This is a genomic window from Blautia sp. OF03-15BH (genome assembly GCF_003463065.1).
Classification (GTDB): Bacteria; Bacillota; Clostridia; order Lachnospirales; family Lachnospiraceae; genus Limivivens.
Window position 1 is genome coordinate 39,262 of record NZ_QSCM01000005.1, and the last position, 20,136, is coordinate 59,397.

The 20,136-nt window shown below is 48.8% G+C and carries 19 protein-coding genes and 1 riboswitch; of the genes, 16 read left to right on the plus strand and 3 right to left on the minus strand.

Features of this window, described 5'->3' with window-relative positions:
• The first annotated feature begins 18 nt into the window (after nt 1–18).
• The 5 genes from holB (at nt 19) to DXA57_RS07210 (ending at nt 4,864) form a co-directional block, all read left to right on the plus strand.
• Nucleotides 19–1,017 carry a DNA polymerase III subunit delta' gene (gene holB, locus DXA57_RS07190; protein ID WP_117766066.1) on the plus strand — a complete coding sequence of 333 codons (999 nt, stop codon included), beginning with the start codon at nt 19–21 and terminating at the stop codon, nt 1,015–1,017.
• Nucleotides 1,014–1,922 carry a PSP1 domain-containing protein gene (locus DXA57_RS07195; protein WP_117766068.1) on the plus strand — a complete coding sequence of 303 codons (909 nt, stop codon included), beginning with the start codon at nt 1,014–1,016 and terminating at the stop codon, nt 1,920–1,922. The genes holB and DXA57_RS07195 overlap by 4 nt, the downstream gene beginning before the upstream one ends.
• The gene (locus DXA57_RS07200) at nt 1,912–2,649 is read left to right on the plus strand and encodes a tRNA1(Val) (adenine(37)-N6)-methyltransferase (RefSeq protein ID WP_117766070.1); all 738 of its coding nucleotides are present in this window, start codon (nt 1,912–1,914) and stop codon (nt 2,647–2,649) included. Before DXA57_RS07195 ends, DXA57_RS07200 begins: the two co-directional genes overlap by 11 nt.
• A gap of 56 nt (nt 2,650–2,705) precedes the next feature.
• Nucleotides 2,706–3,542, plus strand: coding sequence for a 16S rRNA (cytidine(1402)-2'-O)-methyltransferase (rsmI, locus tag DXA57_RS07205; protein WP_117766072.1), 837 nt, complete (start codon nt 2,706–2,708; stop codon nt 3,540–3,542).
• 320 nt (nt 3,543–3,862) lie between these two features.
• Nucleotides 3,863–4,864 carry a C39 family peptidase gene (locus DXA57_RS07210; RefSeq protein WP_243005735.1) on the plus strand — a complete coding sequence of 334 codons (1,002 nt, stop codon included), beginning with the start codon at nt 3,863–3,865 and terminating at the stop codon, nt 4,862–4,864.
• Between the two features lie 55 nt (nt 4,865–4,919).
• Here DXA57_RS07210 and DXA57_RS07215 read toward each other — a convergent pair whose 3' ends face one another.
• From DXA57_RS07215 to DXA57_RS07225, 3 genes are all read right to left on the minus strand, one after another.
• On the minus strand, nt 4,920–6,944 hold the full coding sequence (locus DXA57_RS07215; protein ID WP_117766074.1) for a glycoside hydrolase family 31 protein: 2,025 nt from the start codon (nt 6,942–6,944) through the stop codon (nt 4,920–4,922).
• A gap of 89 nt (nt 6,945–7,033) precedes the next feature.
• The gene (locus DXA57_RS07220) at nt 7,034–7,663 is read right to left on the minus strand and encodes a GDSL-type esterase/lipase family protein (protein WP_117766081.1); all 630 of its coding nucleotides are present in this window, start codon (nt 7,661–7,663) and stop codon (nt 7,034–7,036) included.
• A gap of 17 nt (nt 7,664–7,680) precedes the next feature.
• The gene (locus DXA57_RS07225) at nt 7,681–8,109 is read right to left on the minus strand and encodes an SseB family protein (protein WP_117766396.1); all 429 of its coding nucleotides are present in this window, start codon (nt 8,107–8,109) and stop codon (nt 7,681–7,683) included.
• A gap of 171 nt (nt 8,110–8,280) precedes the next feature.
• Nucleotides 8,281–8,482, plus strand: a riboswitch (cobalamin riboswitch).
• Nucleotides 8,483–8,838: 356 nt separating this feature from the next.
• On the opposite strand from DXA57_RS07225, the gene DXA57_RS07230 reads away from it, so the two are divergent.
• The 11 genes from DXA57_RS07230 to DXA57_RS07280 all read left to right on the plus strand — a co-directional run bounded on the left by DXA57_RS07230 (nt 8,839) and on the right by DXA57_RS07280 (nt 20,013).
• Nucleotides 8,839–9,948, plus strand: a complete 1,110-nt coding sequence (locus DXA57_RS07230) for an ABC transporter substrate-binding protein (RefSeq protein WP_117766083.1) — start codon at nt 8,839–8,841, stop codon at nt 9,946–9,948.
• An 11-nt stretch (nt 9,949–9,959) separates the two neighbouring features.
• The gene (locus tag DXA57_RS07235) at nt 9,960–11,048 is read left to right on the plus strand and encodes a FecCD family ABC transporter permease (protein ID WP_199612693.1); all 1,089 of its coding nucleotides are present in this window, start codon (nt 9,960–9,962) and stop codon (nt 11,046–11,048) included.
• Nucleotides 11,045–11,800: an ABC transporter ATP-binding protein gene (locus DXA57_RS07240; protein ID WP_117766085.1), complete on the plus strand. Its 756-nt coding sequence runs from the start codon at nt 11,045–11,047 to the stop codon at nt 11,798–11,800. The genes DXA57_RS07235 and DXA57_RS07240 overlap by 4 nt, the downstream gene beginning before the upstream one ends.
• 13 nt (nt 11,801–11,813) lie before the next feature.
• Nucleotides 11,814–12,152 carry a CGGC domain-containing protein gene (locus tag DXA57_RS07245; RefSeq protein WP_117766087.1) on the plus strand — a complete coding sequence of 113 codons (339 nt, stop codon included), beginning with the start codon at nt 11,814–11,816 and terminating at the stop codon, nt 12,150–12,152.
• A gap of 192 nt (nt 12,153–12,344) precedes the next feature.
• Nucleotides 12,345–13,121 carry a class I SAM-dependent methyltransferase gene (locus tag DXA57_RS07250; protein ID WP_158571257.1) on the plus strand — a complete coding sequence of 259 codons (777 nt, stop codon included), beginning with the start codon at nt 12,345–12,347 and terminating at the stop codon, nt 13,119–13,121.
• Nucleotides 13,118–14,077, plus strand: coding sequence for a nickel ABC transporter permease (gene nikB, locus DXA57_RS07255; protein WP_243005736.1), 960 nt, complete (start codon nt 13,118–13,120; stop codon nt 14,075–14,077). The genes DXA57_RS07250 and nikB overlap by 4 nt, the downstream gene beginning before the upstream one ends.
• On the plus strand, nt 14,070–14,891 hold the full coding sequence (locus tag DXA57_RS07260; protein ID WP_117766091.1) for an ABC transporter permease: 822 nt from the start codon (nt 14,070–14,072) through the stop codon (nt 14,889–14,891). The genes nikB and DXA57_RS07260 overlap by 8 nt, the downstream gene beginning before the upstream one ends.
• Before the next feature lie 55 nt (nt 14,892–14,946).
• Complete coding sequence (locus DXA57_RS07265) at nt 14,947–16,488, plus strand: ABC transporter substrate-binding protein (protein WP_117766093.1); 1,542 nt, start codon at nt 14,947–14,949, stop codon at nt 16,486–16,488.
• A 2-nt stretch (nt 16,489–16,490) separates the two neighbouring features.
• On the plus strand, nt 16,491–17,354 hold the full coding sequence (locus DXA57_RS07270) for an ABC transporter ATP-binding protein (protein WP_117766095.1): 864 nt from the start codon (nt 16,491–16,493) through the stop codon (nt 17,352–17,354).
• Nucleotides 17,351–18,196, plus strand: coding sequence for an ABC transporter ATP-binding protein (locus DXA57_RS07275; RefSeq protein ID WP_243005737.1), 846 nt, complete (start codon nt 17,351–17,353; stop codon nt 18,194–18,196). The genes DXA57_RS07270 and DXA57_RS07275 overlap by 4 nt, the downstream gene beginning before the upstream one ends.
• A gap of 293 nt (nt 18,197–18,489) precedes the next feature.
• A complete protein-coding gene (locus DXA57_RS07280; protein WP_330423220.1) occupies nt 18,490–20,013 on the plus strand; it encodes an ABC transporter substrate-binding protein in 1,524 nt (507 codons plus the stop codon).
• The last annotated feature ends 123 nt before the right edge of the window (nt 20,014–20,136 follow it).

The following is a 20,136-nucleotide window of genomic DNA, read 5'->3' on the forward strand; positions in this document are numbered from 1 at the left end:
AAAAAGGGGGTGTCGCATATGTCAGGATTCCAGGACATTGTCGGACATAAACAGATCATAGAGCATTTGAAAAATGCGGAGAAAATGAATAAGATTTCTCATGCTTATATATTCAGCGGAGAAAAGGGCTCAGGGAAAAAGCTTTTAGCGAACACTTTCGCAGAGCTTCTGCAGTGCGAGAGCGAGGGCGAAAAGCCTTGTGGAAAATGCCGTTCCTGTCGTCAGGCAGAAAGCGGAAATCATCCGGACATCATCCGGATCACCCATGAAAAACCGAATACCATCAGTGTAGATGATATCAGAGAACAGCTGGTAGGCGATGTACAGATCAAACCTTATCAGAGCAAATATAAGATCTATATCGTTCCGGATGCGGAAAAGATGAATGTACAGGCGCAGAACGCGCTTTTAAAAACCATAGAGGAGCCGCCTGCTTATGCAGTGATCCTTTTTCTGACGACCAATGCGTCTTCTTTCCTGCCGACGATCCTTTCCAGGTGTGTAGTGCTGAATATGAAGCCGGTACCGGATCAGGAGGTTCGCAGATATCTGATGGAGCATGTGGAAGTGCCGGATTATCAGGCGGATATCGCTGTGGCCTTTGCCCAGGGAAATATCGGAAAAGCCGTAAAACTGGCTACTTCCGAGTATTTTAATGAGATCAAGAATGCCGCTCTTCATATTCTAAAGAATGCCCCGCGGATGGATATCAGTGAGATCAGTGCGGCGGTAAAGGGAATTTCCGAATATAAAGTGGATATTCAGGATTATCTGGATATCATGGCGGTCTGGTACCGGGATGTGCTGTATTTCAAGGCGACCCGGGATGCGGATGGCATCATCTTCCGGGATCAGCTGGTTTCCATCCAGGAACAGACCAGCAACTGCAGCTATGAAGGTGTGGAGGAGATCCTGGAGGCTTTAAGAAAAGCAAAGGACAGATTAAATGCCAACGTGAATTTTGATCTCACGATGGAATTGCTGTTCCTGACTATAAAGGAGAACATCACAGAATGATTAAAATTATCGGAGTCCGGTTTCGAAACGCCGGAAAAATCTATTATTTCGATCCGAAAAAGCTCCCGGTCAAAAAGGGCGACCATGTGATCGTGGAGACAGCCCGCGGCATTGAATACGGAAGCGTAGTGGCAGATCCAAGAGATGTGACGGACGATCAGGTGGTACAGCCGTTGAAGCCGGTGATCCGGATCGCCAATGCGGATGACCATGCCAGAGCCCAGAGAAATAAGGAGAAGGAAAAAGAAGCTTTTCGTATCTGTCTGGAAAAGATCCACAAGCATAAGCTGGAGATGAAGCTCATCGATACAGAGTACACGTTTGATAACAATAAAGTACTCTTCTATTTTACCGCAGACGGACGGATCGATTTCCGTGAACTGGTAAAGGATCTGGCCTCTGTATTCAAGACCAGGATCGAGCTTCGTCAGATCGGTGTCCGCGATGAGACCAAGATCGTAGGCGGTGTGGGGATCTGCGGAAGAGAGCTTTGCTGTCACACCTTTCTTTCCGAGTTTGCACCGGTTTCCATTAAAATGGCAAAGGAACAGAATCTTTCTCTGAATCCGACCAAGATCTCCGGTGTCTGCGGCCGTCTCATGTGCTGCCTGAAAAATGAGGAAGACACGTATGAGTATCTGAACAGCCGTCTGCCGGGTATCGGTGACAGAGTCGTTGCAGATGACGGACTGAAGGGGGAAGTGCAGAGCGTCAACGTCCTGCGTCAGCTGGTGAAGGTCATTGTAGATGTGCAGGATGAGAAAGAGATCCGCGAGTACAAGGTGGAGCAGCTGAAGTTCAAGCCTCGCCGGAAAAAAGAAAAACTGAACCTGAACGAAAAAGAGCTGAAGGAGCTGAAGGCTCTGGAAAAAGACGAAGGGAAATCAAAGTTAGATGACAATTGAACTGAAACCGGAGGAACGGCTGGATGATCTTCAGCGGAACGGCTTTAAGATCATTCAGAATCCCGGAAAATTCTGTTTTGGCATGGATGCGGTGCTGCTTTCCGGTTTCGCCAGGGTGAAAGCGGGAGAAAAAGTACTGGATCTGGGAACCGGTACCGGTATTATCCCGATCCTGCTGGCGGGAAAAACAAAAGCCGGTCATCTCACCGGTCTGGAGATCCAGGAAGAGAGTGCAGACATGGCAAGAAGAAGTGTTCTTTATAATCAGCTGGAGGATCGGGTCTCTATTGTAGAAGGAGATATCAAGGAGGCAGGGCAGCTGTTTGACCTGGCCTCTTTTGACGTCATCACCTCCAATCCGCCCTACATGACAGGAAATCACGGTTTGACCAATCCGGAGCTTCCGAAAGCCATTGCCCGCCATGAGATCCTCTGTACGCTGGAGGATGTCATCGGTACAGCGGAGAAGCTTCTGAAACCGGGCGGGAAATTTTTCATGGTCCATCGTCCCTTCCGACTGGCTGAGATCCTGGTGCAGCTGTCGCTCCACCATCTGGAACCCAAGCGGATGCAGCTGGTCTATCCTTATGTGGACCGGGAACCGAACATGGTGCTCATCGAAGCCGTGCGCGGAGGCAATCCCAGGATGACGGTGGAAAAACCGCTGATCGTCTATGACAGACCGGGTGTTTATAATCAGGAAATTTATGATATTTACGGATACTAAAAGGAAACTGTCACTTGAGAGATCGAGCGGCAGTTTTCACATACAGGAGGAAAGCAATGACAGGGACCCTATATCTTTGTGCCACGCCGATCGGCAATCTGGAGGATATGACTTTTCGGGTGGTGCGGACGTTGAAAGAGGTGGATCTGATCGCAGCGGAGGATACGCGAAACAGTATCAAATTACTGAACCATTTCGATATCCATACGCCTATGACCAGTTATCACGAATACAATCGAATTGAAAAAGCGCATGTTCTGGTGGAAAAACTGAAGGAAGGGCAGAATATTGCCCTGATCACGGATGCGGGAACACCGGGAATCTCAGATCCGGGAGAGGATCTGGTCCGGATCTGCCAGGAAGAGGGGGTGCCTGTGACTTCTCTGCCGGGAGCCTGTGCCTGTGTTACGGCGCTGACGCTGTCGGGACTGCCTACCAGACGTTTCTGCTTTGAGGCTTTTCTGCCTGCAGAGAAAAAAGACCGGCAGCAGGTGCTGGCGGAGCTGAAGGAAGAAAGCCGGACCATGATCATTTACGAGGCACCTCACCGTCTGGTGCGGACCCTGACGGAGCTGCAGGAGGTACTGGGAGACAGGCGGCTGACGATCTGCCGGGAGCTGACGAAGAAGCATGAAACTGCTTTTGCCACGACTTTTTCTCAGGCACTGGCTTTTTACCGGGAGCAGGATCCCAAAGGGGAATGTGTGCTGGTCATCGAAGGAAAAAGCTTTGAGACCATTCGGAAAGAGCAGCAGGAATCCTGGGAGAGCCTGACGATCCCGGAGCATATGGAGCATTATCTGTCTCAGGGAATGGATAAAAAAACAGCCATGAAACAGGTGGCAAAGGACAGAGGTGTGGGAAAAAGAGATATTTATCAGGCACTTCTCTGATAAGGAAGACAGGATTTCCGGGGGGCAAAAGACCTTTTGACCCTGGCATCATCATGATGTTGGGGTCAAAAGGTCTTTTGCCCCCAACTGATGCCTACGAATTGCTCCGCTGCAAAGCAACTCTCGCAATTCTATAAACATTCGAAATCCGCTGATTTACTGCGTAAATCGCTGCTTTCTCATGTTTGGCGGGTCCCAAGTTCAAAAGCCTTATCATGCAAGCATGAACGGCTTTTTGAACTTTTGACCCTGGCATCATCATTTTATGTTTACAAAAGGATTACATTTCAGCGAGGACTTTGGCAGGTGGGATTTCTATAATGGTGTCAGAGAAGGATTTTTTTGGAAAATCCGGAAAAGAGGATAATGGTATGACGAGTGATCTGACAGCAGATAAAGAGAGACTGACAAACGAACGCAGAAAAAGGAAGCAGCTGGAACGTGTACGACAGGTGGAACGGACAAAAAGACGGCTGAAAAGAGGAATCCTGAGTGGTTTTCTGGTCATGGTGTTGGGGCTTGGAGCAATCCGCTGGTATCAGGACCGGCAGACAGAGGAGATGTGGCAGGAAGCTTATCCGGATGAGACCGGAAGCGATGCAGGGCAGCTGATGCTTTCTGATCCGGAGGCCAGAGCCGGTTATCTGGATATGCTGCAGAGTCTGGCGGATTCGGATGAACGATACCGGCAGATCCTGGACCGGGAAGAGGAATATCCGGACAAGGTGCTCCGCATGGTCTGTCAGAATGAGGAAACGTTAGGGTTTGCAGTGGATTATCCGGAAATGAAAGGTTCAAAACCGGCAGATACGGTAGGAGATGTGACGACCGGTGTGATCCCGCTTTTGATTCAGTGGGACAGGCGCTGGGGGTATGCGCCTTACGGGAGCAGTACGATCGTGGCGGTGAGCGGCTGCGGCCCGACCTGTATTGCTATGGCAGCCTGCGGACTGACAGGAAGAAATGACATTACGCCTGCCGTGGCAGCTGCTTACAGTGCCGCGAATGGTTTCCTGACGGAAAGTCAGGATACTTCCTGGGATCTGATGACGTATGGGGCGGAAGCATTTGGGATCAGCGGAACAGAGCTGGGGCTTGATGAAGCCGCCATGGCGAATCAGCTGGCAGCGGGGCATCCCATCATTGCCAGTGTGGGCCCCGGAGATTTTACTTCCAGCGGTCATTTTATCGTGCTGACAGGATATGAAGGAGGCTTCTTTACCGTAAACGATCCGAACAGCCTGATCCGAAGCAGTGAGACCTGGAGCTTTGAACAGCTGAAAGGGCAGATCGTGAACCTGTGGTATTATACGTTGATATAAAAGTGTGAAAAAAAGAAGCGGGCGACTGTTTTTGGCAGTCACCCGTTTCTTCTTTTTATCTCTGGACGGTTCCATCCGGTAAGATACGGATCTCACTCAGATGAGCCGGATTCTCGTAATCTTTTTCGTAACCGTCATCGTGATAATAGGTGTAAACCGCTTCGTTTCCCTCTGTAACATAAGAAAGGAAAGTAAGCGCTTCAAAATCAACCTCATCAACACACTGACCGCCTTTGGAAAGGGGGATCAGATGGTTCGGACGGATGAAGAGGACTACATCGGTAAGCGGAATCTCCACAAAATGGTGGCCTGCCGGAAGAATGGTCTCTTCTACTGTGCCGTCTGCAGAGAAACGCACCTGTTTCATGGATTCCGGCAGATAAACATAACGGCCGTCAGCATTCTGCTCGTAAACAGGGGCGATCATCATGCTGTCACCAAGGAGAAGCTGGTCTTCCACCGCTTTGGCGTGTCTGTCGTCCGGATAATCAAAAGCGAGAGGACGGAACATCATTTCATCGTTTAAGACCGCTTTCATATACTCACTGTAAAGGTAGGGCAGCAGCCGGTAACGGAGCCCGATGATGTGACGGAAACCATCCATGTTTTCAAACTGATAAGCCTCCTGACGGCGGGTGCCGAGAGTGGAATGGTTTCTCATAAGCGGTGTGAAAATGCCGAGAGCCAGCCAGCGGAGCATGAGATCCTCTGTGGTATCTGCGCCGAAGCCGCCAAGATCAGCACCGGTATACAGGAAACCGCACATGTTCAGGGATGGAAGCATATGAAGGTTCAGAAGGATATGAGACCACCAGGATTTGTTGTCACCCATCCAGATACCGCCGTAACGGTGCATGCCGATATAGGAAGAACGGGAGAACATCAGGATCCTTTTATCCGGCTCTAAACGCTCGAAGGCTTCTCCGGCGGCCCGGGTCATATTGTAGCCGAACAGGTTGTGTACCCGGTCGTGTGATACCTTTTCTCCCTGGATGTTGTGATAGAAACGGGTATAATCCTCGGTGTTGTTGCTGAGACTTCCCACCAGAGCAGTCATTTCCCCGAATTCATTCAGATCCAGGTTTCGGTCTTTATAGTCATCTATTTTGTCCAGAACTTCTTTCAGACGATCTTCCGTGTAAAAAATGGCAGGCTCGTTCATATCGTTCCAGAAGCCTTCCACGCCCTGATCCAGCAGGAACTTGTACTGTTCGCCGAACCAGTCACGGGCTTCCTTGTTCAGCATATCCGGGAAAAGTGCTTTGCCCGGCCATACGGCAGCTACAAAGGGTGTGCCGTCCTCTTTTGTACAGAAATAACCCTTTTTCAGTCCTTCTTCGTAAACGGGATAGCCTTCTTCCTGTTTGACACCGGCATCGATGATGGGAACCAGATGAATGTGGTCCTCTTTCATTTCCTGATTGAAATCAGCAAAATCAGGGAAGGTTTCGTTGTTCAGGGTGAAATCCTTGTAGCGATCCATGTAGTCGATATCCAGATAAACACTGTCCAGAGGGATCTGAAGCTCCCGGTGCTTTCTTACGACTTCCCGGATTTCATCTTCAGACATATAGCTCCAGCGGCTCTGACCGTAGCCGAAGGCCCATTTGGGAACCACAAAGCTTCTGCCGATGAGCTGGCGGAACTGGTGGATGATATCCTTGACGTCGCTCCCGGTGATGACATAGACATCCAGATTCCAGTCAGAAGCGGTGATCTTCAGTTCGCTGTAACGGGTATATCCGATGTCAAAGGTGAGGATTCCCGGGTAATCGACAAAAATACCAAAGGTTTCTTTTCCGCTCACCACAAAGAAATTGTGGGCGCCGTAAAGGGAGCGGCGGTCTTCCACATGCTCCGGCTCATCTGAACATTTACTCTGGTAGATCCAGCCGCGTTTGTTGATCCCGCGGACATTTTCACCCAGACCGTAGACCTTGTCGTCATCAGCCATGGAATAAGTGAAGGAAAGAGAAGCTTCATCCACCGACAGGAGAGGGAGTACCCCGTTATCTGCGGCAGGTTTCTGAAGAATGGCCTCCGTCTCGATGACATGGCCGTAGGAAAATCTTGAAATCATAATGTATAAACCTCCTTTTTCTACAGTATAATGCTTTCTTTTGGAAAATTCTACCGATATTTTGATGAAAAGTTACATAATTTTGACTTTTACTGTAAAAGACCAGCCAGCTGTTTCCATACCTCCCAGTAGCCATTGGGATACATATGGACACCATCAATGGTAAATTCTGCTTTCAGCCTGCCTTTTTCATCCATGAGAGGAGCATTGAGGTCAAGAAAAGCCAGGTTATATTTTTGAGACAGAGTTTTTACCGCTTCGTTGGCTTCGCGGATCCGTTCGTTGGTCCGGTAAAAGAACCAGCTGTCATCGCAGGCAGCTTCATGATTGACGGGATAGTATGCCAGAAGGGTGAGCTGAACGCCGGGAAGATGAGCGAGGATTTCTTTCACCATTTTTTCATAGCGCTCCATCAGTTCTTCCTTCCGATAATCGTCGGGATTCATGTCATTGGTGCCGATATTAAGGAAAATCCGGGCGGGTCGGAGTGCATAGACGCAGGTTTCCATATGTTCCAACATTTCTGCTGTGGTGAAACCGCCGATGCCGCGATTATAGATCAGAGAAGAAAGACCGGCGCCCAGCTGAAATTCGTGGACGGGAAACTGCTCCATCAGGCTGGATCCGGCAAAAAGGATCTGACCGGGAACCACGGTTCTGTTCAGATAATCATAACGGACAAGTTTCAGTGTTTTTTCAGGATCTAAGGAAATACTCATGAGAAAAACCTCCTTTTTTAATTACTTCCCAGAATGATCTGGAGCAGTGTTTTGTCCAACATCAGGGTACGGTTCCAGGGATTGAGGATGATGCCATGGATGCCGTCGGTGGGGATGGCGGAGGGGAAGAGCTGATCCATATCTGCGAGAAAACCGGACATGACGCTGCCGCCGCCCCGGTTCTGTTCTTCAAAACTGGTAAAAGCCACCCACCAGAGATTGCCATCCGGTGTCTGAATGGTTTTCAGAGCGAGCTGCTCTTTTCCCGCAGACGGCTCTACAGCCAGGATCAGCTGACCGTTCTCCCGTATGCGGCGGCGAAGTACGGTCAGTGCATGGGCCAGAAGCTCCTGGCTGGCTTCCTGCTGGAGGGCCAGAATGGCTGCCTCGATTTTTTCATTTCCTTCAAGACCGGGATCGGTATGGGGAGCGGATGTATCTGTCATGGAAAATACCTCTCTTTTCTGTTGATGCATATGGGTTTATGGAAGAATAGCGGATCTCCACGATCATAGTTTACATGAGCCAGAAAGAGAAAGCAAGCGGCGAATCAAAGCGGATTTCCGCATGAAAAACTCATTGCAAACCTTCCTTGTTTATGTTAAGTTTATTAGGACAATGGAACAGGGGATTTGAGTGACTGCCGGATATCGAGAACGTTCCGGCAGGGAGAGGGAATCAGGTGAAAATCCTGAACGAACTGGTCACTGTAAGAGAGGAGCCGGGTCCTACGGATGTCATTGCGGTCTTACCGTGAGAAGACGGGATCCAGGTGAAGATACTCAGAGTCAGGAAACCTGCTCAGGTCCGACAGAAGCGAACTCCCGTAACAGTGGTCTTCTGTCTATTAAGAAGGATACTTTTCGATTGCCGTTCTCAAAAACATGGCGGATGGAGCATTCCGGTCCGCACGATCAACTGATGCCTGCGAATTGCTCTGCTGCAAAGCAGCTCCCGCAATTCTATAAACATTCGAAATCCGCTGATTTACTACGTAAATCGCTACTTTCTCATGTTTTGCGGGTCCCAAGTTCAAAAGCCTTATCATGCAAGCATGAACGGCTTTTTGACCTTTTGACCCTGGCATCATCAACTAACAGATGAACGGAAACGAGACGGCGGCTGCCGGCAAACATTTCCTGTGTCATCTGCAACAAAAGAAAAGGAGCAGCAACATGAAAAGAAAAGTAGTCGCAGCAAAAATGACAGCCCTGATCCTGGCAGCAGGAATGACCTTCGGAAGTGTATCTTTCGCAGCTGAGAGAAAAGATGCAGAGGCCATCAAAGAGGAGAATCAGGCAACGGAAGCAGTGAGTGAGGGTGAGACCGAAGCAGCAGAAGCTTCAGACTCACAGAAAAAAACAGAGTATCCGGTTACCATTACGACCTATGGAAGTGACGGACTGGAGCTTGAGACCACTTATGAAAAAGCACCGGAGAAGGTGCTGGCAGTCTACCAGGGCTGTATCGAAACCCTTCTGGCATTAGGCCTGGAGGATCATATCGTGGCAACCGCAGGACTGGACAATGAGGTTCCCGAAGATCAGAAAGCAGCATTTTCCAAAACAGATTATCTCGATGAGTTCACACCGTCTCTTGAAACCGTGACCATGCTTGAGCCGGATATGATCTTCTCCTGGGGTTCTCTTTTCGGAGACAAGACGCTGGGTGATGCAGCAGGCTGGGTGGAAAAAGGAACCAACACCTACATCAATACAAATACCCGTCCCGGTACCGGTGATGTAAAGTATGCCCGCACACTGGAAAATGAGTATACAGATATCCTGAACATCGGAACGATCTTTGATGTACAGGACAAAGCAGAAGCCATCGTAAATGATATGAAAGATACCATTGCAAAGGTAACAGAGGCAACTGCATCCATCGAAGAGAAGCCGACTGCCCTGATCCTGGAATCCTGGGATGATACCTTTACCAATTATGGAAGTGCAACTCTGGGCGGCGATATGCTGACTCAGCTGGGCGGCGAACTGGCAAACCCGGATGCTTCCAGCGTAGGAAAAGAAGATGTGATCGCAGCAAACCCGGATGTGATCTTTGTCGTTTATATGCCTTATTCCGGAGATGATCCGGAGACCGTAAAACAGGAGAAGCTGGATGTGCTCCTCAAGGATGAAGCTTATCAGAGCCTGGATGCCGTAAAGAACGGCCGTGTGGTTCCGATCATGCTCAGTGAGATGTATGCCAGCGCAACCCGTACCAAAGACGGAATCGTGACCTTTGCAAATGGTCTGTATCCGGATATCGATCTGGGTATTGAGTAAGGAGTTAAAAAGTGAAGAAACGTGACAGCGGACGGGGAAACCGGGTAGGGCTTTCCTCTCTCGGTTTTACTACCGTTCTGATCGTATTGCTGGCGCTGCTGGTATTTTCCATTCTGGCATCCATTACCTTTGGAAATGCCGATCTCTCAGTAAAGGAAGTCTACAGTGTCGTTGCTTATGAACTTTTGCATATCAGGAAATTTTCAGACTTTGCAGAAGGAGCTGTCCATGATGTGGTATGGATCATCCGGTTTCCCCGGGTGATTCTTGCCCTTTGTGTGGGTATGGGACTGGCAGTCTGCGGCGTGGTCATGCAGGCAGTGGTGAAAAATCCCCTGGCAGACCCGTATATACTGGGAATTTCTTCCGGAGCTTCTCTGGGAGCCACTATCGGCGTTCTTTTCGGCTTCGGAGCACTTTTCGGAGCGAATTCCGTTGGTGTCATGGCCTTTCTGGGAGCCATGGGGACGTCCTTTCTGGTTCTCTTTATCGCAAATATCGGAGGAAGATCCAATGCAGGCAAGCTGATCCTGGCAGGAATGGCAGTGAGTTCTGTCTGTTCTGCCATTGGAAATTTTGCCATTTATATCGTGAATAACAAAAATGCTACCACAGAGATCATGTTCTGGACCATGGGAAGCCTGGCCGGAGCAAAATGGCAGCGGGTGGCGGTGCTTCTTCCGGTGATCCTCATCGGAACTCTGATCTTCTGGTCACAGTTCCGGAATCTGAATCTGATGCTTCTGGGAGATGAGGCTTCTATCACACTGGGAACGGATCTTCACCGTGCACGGAATCTTTATATGATCCTTTCTTCCCTGATGGTAGGTTTTGCCGTTTATGCGGCAGGAACCATTGGATTTGTGGGTCTGATCATCCCTCATGCAGTCCGGATGATCTTTGGGACAGATCACAGAAGGCTGGTGCCGCTTTGCGCTCTGGTGGGAGCGATTTTCCTGATCTGGGCGGATGTGGGCTGTCGTGTGATCCTGAAAAATTCAGAAATGCCCATCGGTATCCTGGTTTCTATCATAGGTGCGCCGTGCTTTATCTATCTGATGGTACGCCGGTCTTACGGATTCGGAGGTGGCAGAGGATGAAGATCAAAACAGAGGATATCCGGTTAGCCTACGGAGCAGACGCCATTTTAAAAGGTGTTTCCATGGAGGCGGGAAACCGGGAATTTGTGGGACTGATCGGTCCGAACGGAAGCGGAAAATCCACGCTGCTCAAGTGCGTTTACCGAGTGCTTTCACCGGATGACGGAGCCGTCTTTCTGGATGGCAAGTCTTTGAAAGAGATGAATTACAAGGCATCTGCCAGAAGTATGGGTGTGGTGGCCCAGCACAATTATTATAATTTTGATTTTTCTGTGCGGGAAGTGGTCCTCATGGGCCGTTCCCCTCATAAAAAAGCTCTGGAAAGGGACAATGCCGAGGATTATGCCATTGTGGCAGAAGCACTGGAAAAAGTAGGGATGGCAGATTTTGCAGCCAGGAGCTTCTCTACACTTTCCGGAGGTGAGCAGCAGCGAGTGATCCTTGCCCGGGCCCTTGCCCAGCAGACACCCTGCCTCATTCTGGATGAACCAACCAACCATCTGGATATTACCCATCAGCTGCAGCTTCTGAAGATCGTAAAGCAGCTGGATGTGACTGTGATCTCCGCCATTCATGATCTGAATATTGCAGCCATGTTCTGTGACCGCCTGTATGTATTGAAAAACGGCGAGATCGTTGCCGAAGGAACTCCAAGGGAAGTCCTGACACGGGAACTGATCCGGGAGATCTACGAGGTGGAGAGTGATATCGTGGAAGACAGCAAAGGAAATATGCATATTTTATTTTATTGAGAGGAATTTACAAATGAAAAAGATCGCTATGTTAAACTGTTTAAATTCGAACAAAGTCTGTGCCGGAGCTGCCTGCTTTACGGCTTTCAACAAAAGGATCCGGTCTTTTGAACGTTACCAGGGAATGGATGTGGAAGTGGCAGCCTTTATGCGCTGCAACGGCTGTGGAAATGATCCCGAAACCGATGCAGGAATCCTGGAAAAAGTGGAACGGCTGCAGCAGGAAGGCGTGGAGACCGTTCATGTCGGTATCTGCACCAAAAACAAAGAGGGAGTACGCTGTAAGACCATAGCAAAGATCATGGAAATGCTGGAAGAAAAAGGCATGGAAGTGGTTGACGGGACACATTAAACTGTGTTTGAAAAGAGACAAAGCAATCAACAGAAAGGAAAGATTTGCTGAAAAAAATCCCCCACCGTGGGTTGCGGCGGGGGATTTTATTGTGTTAAACTGTTAACCGTTCAAAGCGAAGTGCCTGAAAACCGCAGGTTTTAGGGCTTTGTAAAATGTTCGTTGGAAAGTATGTTTGTCAGGAGAAAAAGAATGGAAAACTTGGATCAGAAGGAGATCGACCGGTACTGGTCGGATGGAGCAGAAAATTACAGTTGGATCATAGATGACGAGCTGAACAGTTTCCGGGTGGAAAAATGGAGAGAAAAAATTCTGGGAAATATTTCTTCTGTCCGGAATCCCAAAATTCTGGACGCCGGCTGCGGACCGGGATTTTTTACGATCCTGCTGAATCAGGCAGGTGTGGAGACCATTGGCGTGGACGGAGCGGAAAAAATGCTGCAGGAAGCCCGGGCGAAAGCACTTCAAGCAGGTCTTGTTCCCGAATTCCGGAGGATGGACTGTCACCGGCTGGATTTTGCCGACAACACCTTTGATGCCGTGATCAGCCGGAATCTGACGCATACGCTCCGCGACCATAAACAGGTTTACAAGGAATGGCTGCGCGTCCTTAAGCCGGGTGGAACGCTTTTGATCTTTGATGCCAACTGGCATCTGACAGAATGTGATGAAAAGCTGAGGGCGGAAAGCCTGAAACGGCGGGAGGAATGTATCCGTCTTTACGGAGATGCTTTTGATAAAAAATCAGACCACAAAGATACAGAGGAACATGAACGGACCGTTGGAGGTCATGTCCTTGGAAATAAGAGAAGACCGGACTGGGATATGGGGCTTCTGGAGGGGATCGGATACAAAAAGATCTCCTGTGAGCGCAGTATCATAGAGGAAATGTGGGATGAGAAGGAAAAACTTCTGTATGGAAATACCCCCATGTTTATGATACGGGCAGAAAAAGAGGAAAAAGCATGAAACAGAACCGATGGATCAAACGCATGCTGCATGCGGGGATACAGACGCTGATCCTGCTTGTGGGGATCACGTTTCTTTCCTTTCTTTTGTCCTGGCTGTCGCCGGGAGATGCGGCAGAACGGATGCTGAAAAAGTCAGGAATGATGGTGACAGAAGAACAGCTGGAAGCCAAGAGAGAAGAGCTTGGGATCGACCAGCCGCTTCTGGTGCAGTATAAAAACTGGCTGGTGAAGCTGTGTAAAGGTGATTTAGGAACCTCTTATAAATCCAAAAAGGAAGTGGTACAGGAGCTGGCAAAAAATCTTCCTTATACAGCTGCTCTTACGGCGGTAGCTATGATTCTGGTGATCCTGATCTCTCTTCCGGTGGGGATCCTGTGTGCACAGCATCGAAATGGTCTGTTTGACAATATCTGGAGAGGAGTGACGTATCTGTTTTCTTCTCTTCCATCCTTTTTTGTGGCGTTGCTGCTCATGTATGTTCTGGCTTTGAAGCTCGGACTTCTTCCGGTGATCGCGACCAGAAACTGGAAAGGGATCCTGATGCCGGCACTGGTTCTTGCCCTGACACTGTCCGCCTGGTATATCCGTCAGGTTCGGGCGATCGTGCTGAAGGAGCTCTCCAAAGGGTATATCGATGGCCTGAAGAGCAGAGGAATATCCCGGCGGAAGATCCTTTTCGGGCATGTACTGAAAAACAGCATGCTGCCGCTGGTGACACTTTTTGGAATATCCATTGGAAATATGATGGGAGGAACGACCATTGTGGAGAGTATTTTTTCCTGGCCGGGAGTCGGGAAAATGGCCGTGGATGCCATCAATTACAGAGATTATCCGGTGATCCAGGGCTATGTGGTCTGGATGGCACTTATTTTTCTGGTGATCAATTTTGCAGTCGATGCATCCTACCAGTTCTTTGATCCGAGAGTACGGAAAGGGGTGGAAAAGGATGGATAAAAAGAGAAAAAGCAGGATATGGCTGATCGTTTCTCTGATCTTGCTGTTGCTCCTCTTTGTGGCTGCTTTCGGTGGGGAGAAGTGGCTTCATCACGCTCCTTTTAAACCGGATATGCGTCATGCATTCCAGAAGCCCTGCCTGGAATATCCCTTCGGGACAGACAATCTGGGGCGCTGCGTATTTTGCAGGATCATAAAAGGAAGCAGAACGTCGATCTTTTCCGCTCTGTTTGTTGTGCTGATTGTTTTTACAGTGGGGACGCTGCTTGGCACAGCAGCCGGTTTTGCAGGTGGGATCTGGGAAAACATCATCATGAAGATCACCCTGATCTTCCAGGCATTTCCGTCTTTTATCCTGGCGGTGGCCATTGCGGGGATCCTGGGAAACGGAGTCATAAACGGAGTCCTTTCCCTGTGTGCCGTATACTGGACAACGTATTGCCGTCTGGCGAGAAGCCTGACCGTTTCCTTACGTGAGGTTCCCTATATGAAGGCGGCAAAAGTCTGCGGGGCGGGAAAGCCTGCGATCCTGTTCCGTTACATCCTGCCGAACGTCATGCCCTCTCTTCTGGTAACGGCTGCACTGGATGTGGGAAGTGTGATCTTAAGTATGGCCGGGCTGTCCTTCCTGGGACTCGGGGCGGTAAGACCTACGGCAGAATGGGGAGCAGTCATGAGTGAAGCAAAGGATTATCTGCAGACGGCACCCTGGATCATTGTATTTAACGGAATTGCTTTGTTTGTTGTAGTGACAGTCTTCAATCTGTTGGGTGACAGTCTGAGAGACCTGCTCGACACGGAAGCAGAAATGTAGAAGGGATACCGGGAAGCCGGTGTCCCAGATAGATAAAAAACAGGAGGGTACGAAAATGAAAAGAAAAGCAGCAGTCATCATGTGTGCGGCAATGATCGCAGCAATGCCTATGAGCAGTGTAAATGCGGCAGAAAGCGGAAAACATTTTACGGCAGGAGCCACAACGGGATTTTTCGGAGCAGAAAGTCTGGATGTCGCTTACAACTGGGACGGATGGATCATGTCGATCTATGGGATCAGTGAGAATCTGTTCCGGCTTGATGCAAGCTATGTACCGCAGCCATGGATCGCTGAAAGCTATGAAAATGTAGATGATCTGACCTGGAAATTTACCATTCGTGACGGAGTTACCTTCTCCGATGGAAATCCGGTTACCGCAGAAGCGGTAAAAAAATGTTTTGAGCGTACCTATGCCAATAATGACCGGGCCGGTTCCACACTGGCGATCGCCAGCATGGAGGCAGACGGTCAGGTACTTACCATTGTTACGGAGACACCGAATCCCACGATCCTGAATGATCTGTGTGATCCGCTGCTTGGAATTTATGACGCAGAGAAAGAGGCCGATCCGGAGCTCGGAGTGTCCTGCACCGGCCCGTTCGTGGCAACTTCTTTTTCTGCCATGACAGAAGTACAGATGGAAAAAAATGAAAATTACTGGGGCGGTACACCGAAGGTGGATACGGTGGATCTGAAGATCATTGATGACACCGAGGCGCTCAATATGGCTCTCCAGAATGGAGAAATCGATCTGATCGCCCAGCTTCCGGCCAGTGGTACCAAGATTTTCGAAAACAATGAGGCTGTGACAATGGACAGCGCCACTTCCACAAGAGCAAATTTCCTGATGTATAATCTGGAGCATGCAGGAGTGGATGATGTGAATGTGAGAAATGCCATCGGTATGTGTATCGACAGAGAAAGCTTTGCAGATATTGTCTATAATGGTTATGCAACCGCTTCCTATGGTATTTATCCGGAGACTCTTCCTTACGGAAGTACCGAGGGAATGGAAAATGCAGTGACCGCATATGATCCGGAGGGAGCAGCAGCTCTCTTAAAAGAAGCCGGCTATGAAGATACGGATCAGGACGGTATTCTGGACAAGGACGGCGAACCCTTATCGATCCATGCCATTACCTACAGTTATAATACGGAGTGTCTGCAGCTGGCAGATATGATGCAGGCAGAGCTTGCGGAGATCGGTATTGATATGCAGATCGAGACCTTTGATGTGCTGGATGATTCTCTGACAAACGGAGCATTTGATATGGCGATCCTGAATTATGCCATGGCTCCAACCGGAAGTGCCCAGTATATGATAAGCATGATGTTTGAAACCAATGGCAGCAATAACTACGGCCATTATTCCAATGCAACGGTAGACGAGCTTTCAGAAAAACTGAAGGCAACCTTTGATGAAAAGGAAAGAAGCGATATCGCAAAACAGGTCTGCGCAGAACTTCTGAAGGACAGAGCGTTTGATTTTGTGGCAGATCAGCAGCTGATCTGTGCTTATTCCAAAAAGGTAAGCGGTTTTGAGATCAATCCCTCAGAGTATTATCTTATGACAAACGAAATCGATATCGAAGAGTGATCATGCTGAAAATAAACCATTTGAATATCTCATATCAGAACACCCCCGCAGTCAAGGATCTTTCCCTGGCTGTGGGGGCTGGTCAGATTGTAGGGATCGCGGGAGAAAGCGGTTCCGGAAAATCAACCATGCTGCGCAGCATCATCGGACTTCTTGGAAGAGAAGGAAGGATCACTGCAGGCGATATCCTGTTTGAAGGCCGTCAGCTGCAGCGGATGAAAGACAGAGAACTGGAAAAGATCAGGGGAAAAGACATTGCTATGATCTTCCAGCAGCCGGAGAGTTCTTTTGATCCGGTCACGACCATCGGAAAGCAGTTTTGCGAGGCAGTACGTGTGCATGAAAAGGTATCGAAAAAAGAAGCACTGGACAGAGGAAGAGAACTTCTGGAAAAGCTGCATTTTCAGGATCCGGAGCGGATCCTGGATTCTTATGCTTTTGAGTTGAGCGGTGGAATGTGCCAGCGTGCTGCCATTGCACTTGGAATGGTATGCAATCCCAGGCTTTTGCTGGCGGACGAGCCTACAAGTGCACTGGATGTAACGGTACAGTCTCAGACAGCCGATGTTCTGATGGAACTTCGGGAAAACTTTGGTACGTCCATCCTGATGGTAACACATAATATTGGAGTCATTGCTTACATGGCGGATTATGTGGGAGTCATGTACAAAGGAAGACTGGTGGAATGGGGGAAAAAGGAAGAGATCCTTCTGGAAGCAGTGCATCCCTATACGAAAGCACTGATCCGGGCGGTTCCAAAATTCGGAGAACCGTATGAAAAGCAGATCCCCTGTACGGAAGAGATAACAGAAGGAAAGCCGGTGGCTGTCTCACCGACGCACTGGATCCTGGGCGGAGGAAGATGATGGACAGACAGGGATGGATAAAGGTAGAGCACCTGAACAAGACCTTTCAGAAACAGGGAAAGAGAATAAACGCGGTCTGTGACGTCAGTTTTGAACTGTATCCGGGAGAGTGCTTCGGGCTGATCGGAGAGAGCGGAAGCGGAAAAAGCACTTTGGCGAATCTTGTCGCAGGATTGGAAAAGGCAGACAGTGGAGCCGTCTACATGGAGGGCTCAGGCGGACGGATCGATCTTCTGGCGAAAGGCAGCCGGAAACTCCAGAAGGAATACGGCCAGAAAAGACAGATGATATTTCAGAATCCGCGTCTTTCCTTTAATCCGGCCATGACCATTGGAAAAGGGCTGGAGGAAGCTCTGCGGTATTATACAAAGCTTTCGAAAGAAGAAAGAAAAAAGAGGGCACTGGAAAATCTGGAACTGGTCGGATTGAAAAAAGAATATTATGACAGACATGCCTTCGAACTCAGCGGCGGAGAATGTCAGCGTGCGGCCATTGCCAGGGCACTGATGATCGAGCCGGAATTTCTGATCTGTGATGAGATCACAAGTGCACTGGATGTCTCGGTTCAGGCACAGATCATGGATCTTTTTGTGGAAATACAGAAAAAGAAAAAAATGACCTGCCTTTTTATCTCTCATGATCTGGCACTCGTAAGCAATATCTGTGACCGGATCGCGGTTATGTATGATGGAAAAATCGTAGAAAGCGGAGTGACGGATCAGATCATCCATCACAGCTCTTCGGATTATACAAAGAAACTTCTTCAGTCTGTATTTTTGGCAGATCAGGAGACCATGACCAGATATGAACGGAAAAAGAGAGAAAAACAAAAAGTTTTTTAAAAAAGATTGAAAAAACATCCCCCACCGTGGCTTCCGCCCCCCTTCTTCGCCTGCTATAATGATTCCATTGTGACAATGTAACTGTTCCGGACGTTCAAAACAACAGGCCACAGACCCGCGCATTGCATGCGCTTTCGCTGCATTCGCAGCTTTTGTCTGAGGCTAATGGGCGTTCCGCCCATTCCGAAATAAAAATTCATCCTATTGCAAACAAGTTTGCATAGTCTGATTTTTCATTTCGCTGATGTTCTGAACTGTTACGTGACAATATTAAAAAGAAGGAGATCGGAGATTTGAAAAAGGGTTTATTTTTAGGAGCGGCTTTTGCCTGTCTTTTAGGCGCAGCGTCTATGCATGCAGACGCATCTACTCTTGTATATGGAAGCGGAGACTATACAAGGATCAATCCGGCAATGGATGAGCATGGAGAGATCAACATTCTGATCTTTAACGGACTGACCGCTCATGACGGAGAGAATCAGGTGGTTCCGGCACTGGCAAAAAGCTGGGAGTTTGATGAGGAGACCTGTACCTACACGTTCCATCTGGAAGAGGGCGTCAAATGGCATGACGGCGAACCGTTCACAGCCAATGACGTGAAATTTACCATTGAAGCCATCATGGATCCGGAAAATGGTTCTGAGAATGCGCCGAACTATGAAGATGTACAGGAGATCAACGTGATCGACGATCATACGATTTCTTTTAAGCTGGATGCCCCCAACGTGGCATTTCTGGACTATATGACCATGGCGGTTCTTCCGGAGCATCTTCTGGAAGGCGAAAACATGCAGGAGTCTGATTTTTTCCGTCATCCGATCGGAACCGGTCCGTATAAAATGACGGAGTGGGATGAGGGACAGGCCATTGTGCTTGAAAAAAATGAAGAGTATTTCAAGGGTGAGCCGAATATCGATGAGGTCATCTTCAAGATCGTACCGGATGACAATGCAAAAGCACTCCAGATGGATTCCGGCGAACTGGATCTTGCACTTCTTACTCCGAAGGATGCACAGGGCTTTGCAGATAAAGAGGGCTATACCTGCTATGATATGAAAACCTCTGATTATCGTGGTATTCTTTTCAATTTCAACAATGAATACTGGACAGAGAACAAAGATATCATTCCGGCTGTCTGCTATGGAATCGACCGGGAAGCCATCATTCAGGCAATCCTTCTGGGACAGGGAATGCCGGCTTACGGTCCCTTACAGAGAAACATTTATAACAACGAAAATGTAGAGCATTATGATTACAATCCGGAAAAAGCAAAAGAGATCCTGGAGAGTGTCGGCTGTACCATGGGCGATGACGGTTTTTACTACAGAAATGACGAGAAACTTGGTTTTGTCATCAGTGTCGGAGCAGGAGACCAGGTTCGTATCGATATCGCACAGGCAGCAGCTCAGCAGCTCAAAGAGATCGGTCTGGATGTGACTGTGGAAATCCCGGCACAGGTAGACTGGGGCGGACAGATGGCTTATCTCATCGGCTGGGGAAGTCCTTTTGATGCAGATGATCATACCTACAAAGTATTCGGAACCGACAAAGGTGCCAACTATTCCAGCTATTCTAATGCTCTGGTAGACCAGTATCTGACAGAGGCACGTCAGTCTGATGATCCGGCAGTCCGGAAAGAAGCTTACGATAAATTCCAGGAAGAGCTGGCAAAGGATCCGGCATTTGCATTCATTTGCTATGTTGATGCCAACTATGTGGCAAAATCCTCCGTTCAGGGAATTGATGCGGATACCGTTATGGGTCACCATGGCGTAGGAATCTTCTGGAACATTGCCGAGTGGACAATGGAAGAATAAAAAGATGGTAACTGTTCAGAGCCAAGCAGATTTTCATGCAAAAGTGTGAGTCATGCTTGCATGAATGAACACTTTTACAGGGAAATCTATTTGGCGGATACGCCACACCGACGAAATGCGTAG

Excerpts from the sequence above, each read along its gene's own strand:
- DXA57_RS07260 (WP_117766091.1), top strand. The coding sequence starts at position 14,070 with ATGGATAAAAAGAGAAAAAGCAGGATATGGCTGATCGTTTCTCTGATC.
- DXA57_RS07240 (WP_117766085.1), top strand. The coding sequence starts at position 11,045 with ATGAAGATCAAAACAGAGGATATCCGGTTAGCCTACGGAGCAGACGCC.
- DXA57_RS07250 (WP_158571257.1), top strand. The coding sequence starts at position 12,345 with ATGGAAAACTTGGATCAGAAGGAGATCGACCGGTACTGGTCGGATGGA.
- rsmI (WP_117766072.1), top strand. The coding sequence starts at position 2,706 with ATGACAGGGACCCTATATCTTTGTGCCACGCCGATCGGCAATCTGGAG.
- holB (WP_117766066.1), top strand. The coding sequence starts at position 19 with ATGTCAGGATTCCAGGACATTGTCGGACATAAACAGATCATAGAGCAT.
- DXA57_RS07220 (WP_117766081.1), bottom strand. The coding sequence starts at position 7,663 with ATGAGTATTTCCTTAGATCCTGAAAAAACACTGAAACTTGTCCGTTAT.
- DXA57_RS07215 (WP_117766074.1), bottom strand. The coding sequence starts at position 6,944 with ATGATTTCAAGATTTTCCTACGGCCATGTCATCGAGACGGAGGCCATT.
- DXA57_RS07230 (WP_117766083.1), top strand. The coding sequence starts at position 8,839 with ATGAAAAGAAAAGTAGTCGCAGCAAAAATGACAGCCCTGATCCTGGCA.
- nikB (WP_243005736.1), top strand. The coding sequence starts at position 13,118 with ATGAAACAGAACCGATGGATCAAACGCATGCTGCATGCGGGGATACAG.
- DXA57_RS07225 (WP_117766396.1), bottom strand. The coding sequence starts at position 8,109 with ATGACAGATACATCCGCTCCCCATACCGATCCCGGTCTTGAAGGAAAT.
- DXA57_RS07210 (WP_243005735.1), top strand. The coding sequence starts at position 3,863 with ATGGTGTCAGAGAAGGATTTTTTTGGAAAATCCGGAAAAGAGGATAAT.
- DXA57_RS07245 (WP_117766087.1), top strand. The coding sequence starts at position 11,814 with ATGAAAAAGATCGCTATGTTAAACTGTTTAAATTCGAACAAAGTCTGT.
- DXA57_RS07275 (WP_243005737.1), top strand. The coding sequence starts at position 17,351 with ATGATGGACAGACAGGGATGGATAAAGGTAGAGCACCTGAACAAGACC.
- DXA57_RS07200 (WP_117766070.1), top strand. The coding sequence starts at position 1,912 with ATGACAATTGAACTGAAACCGGAGGAACGGCTGGATGATCTTCAGCGG.
- DXA57_RS07195 (WP_117766068.1), top strand. The coding sequence starts at position 1,014 with ATGATTAAAATTATCGGAGTCCGGTTTCGAAACGCCGGAAAAATCTAT.
- DXA57_RS07270 (WP_117766095.1), top strand. The coding sequence starts at position 16,491 with ATGCTGAAAATAAACCATTTGAATATCTCATATCAGAACACCCCCGCA.
- DXA57_RS07265 (WP_117766093.1), top strand. The coding sequence starts at position 14,947 with ATGAAAAGAAAAGCAGCAGTCATCATGTGTGCGGCAATGATCGCAGCA.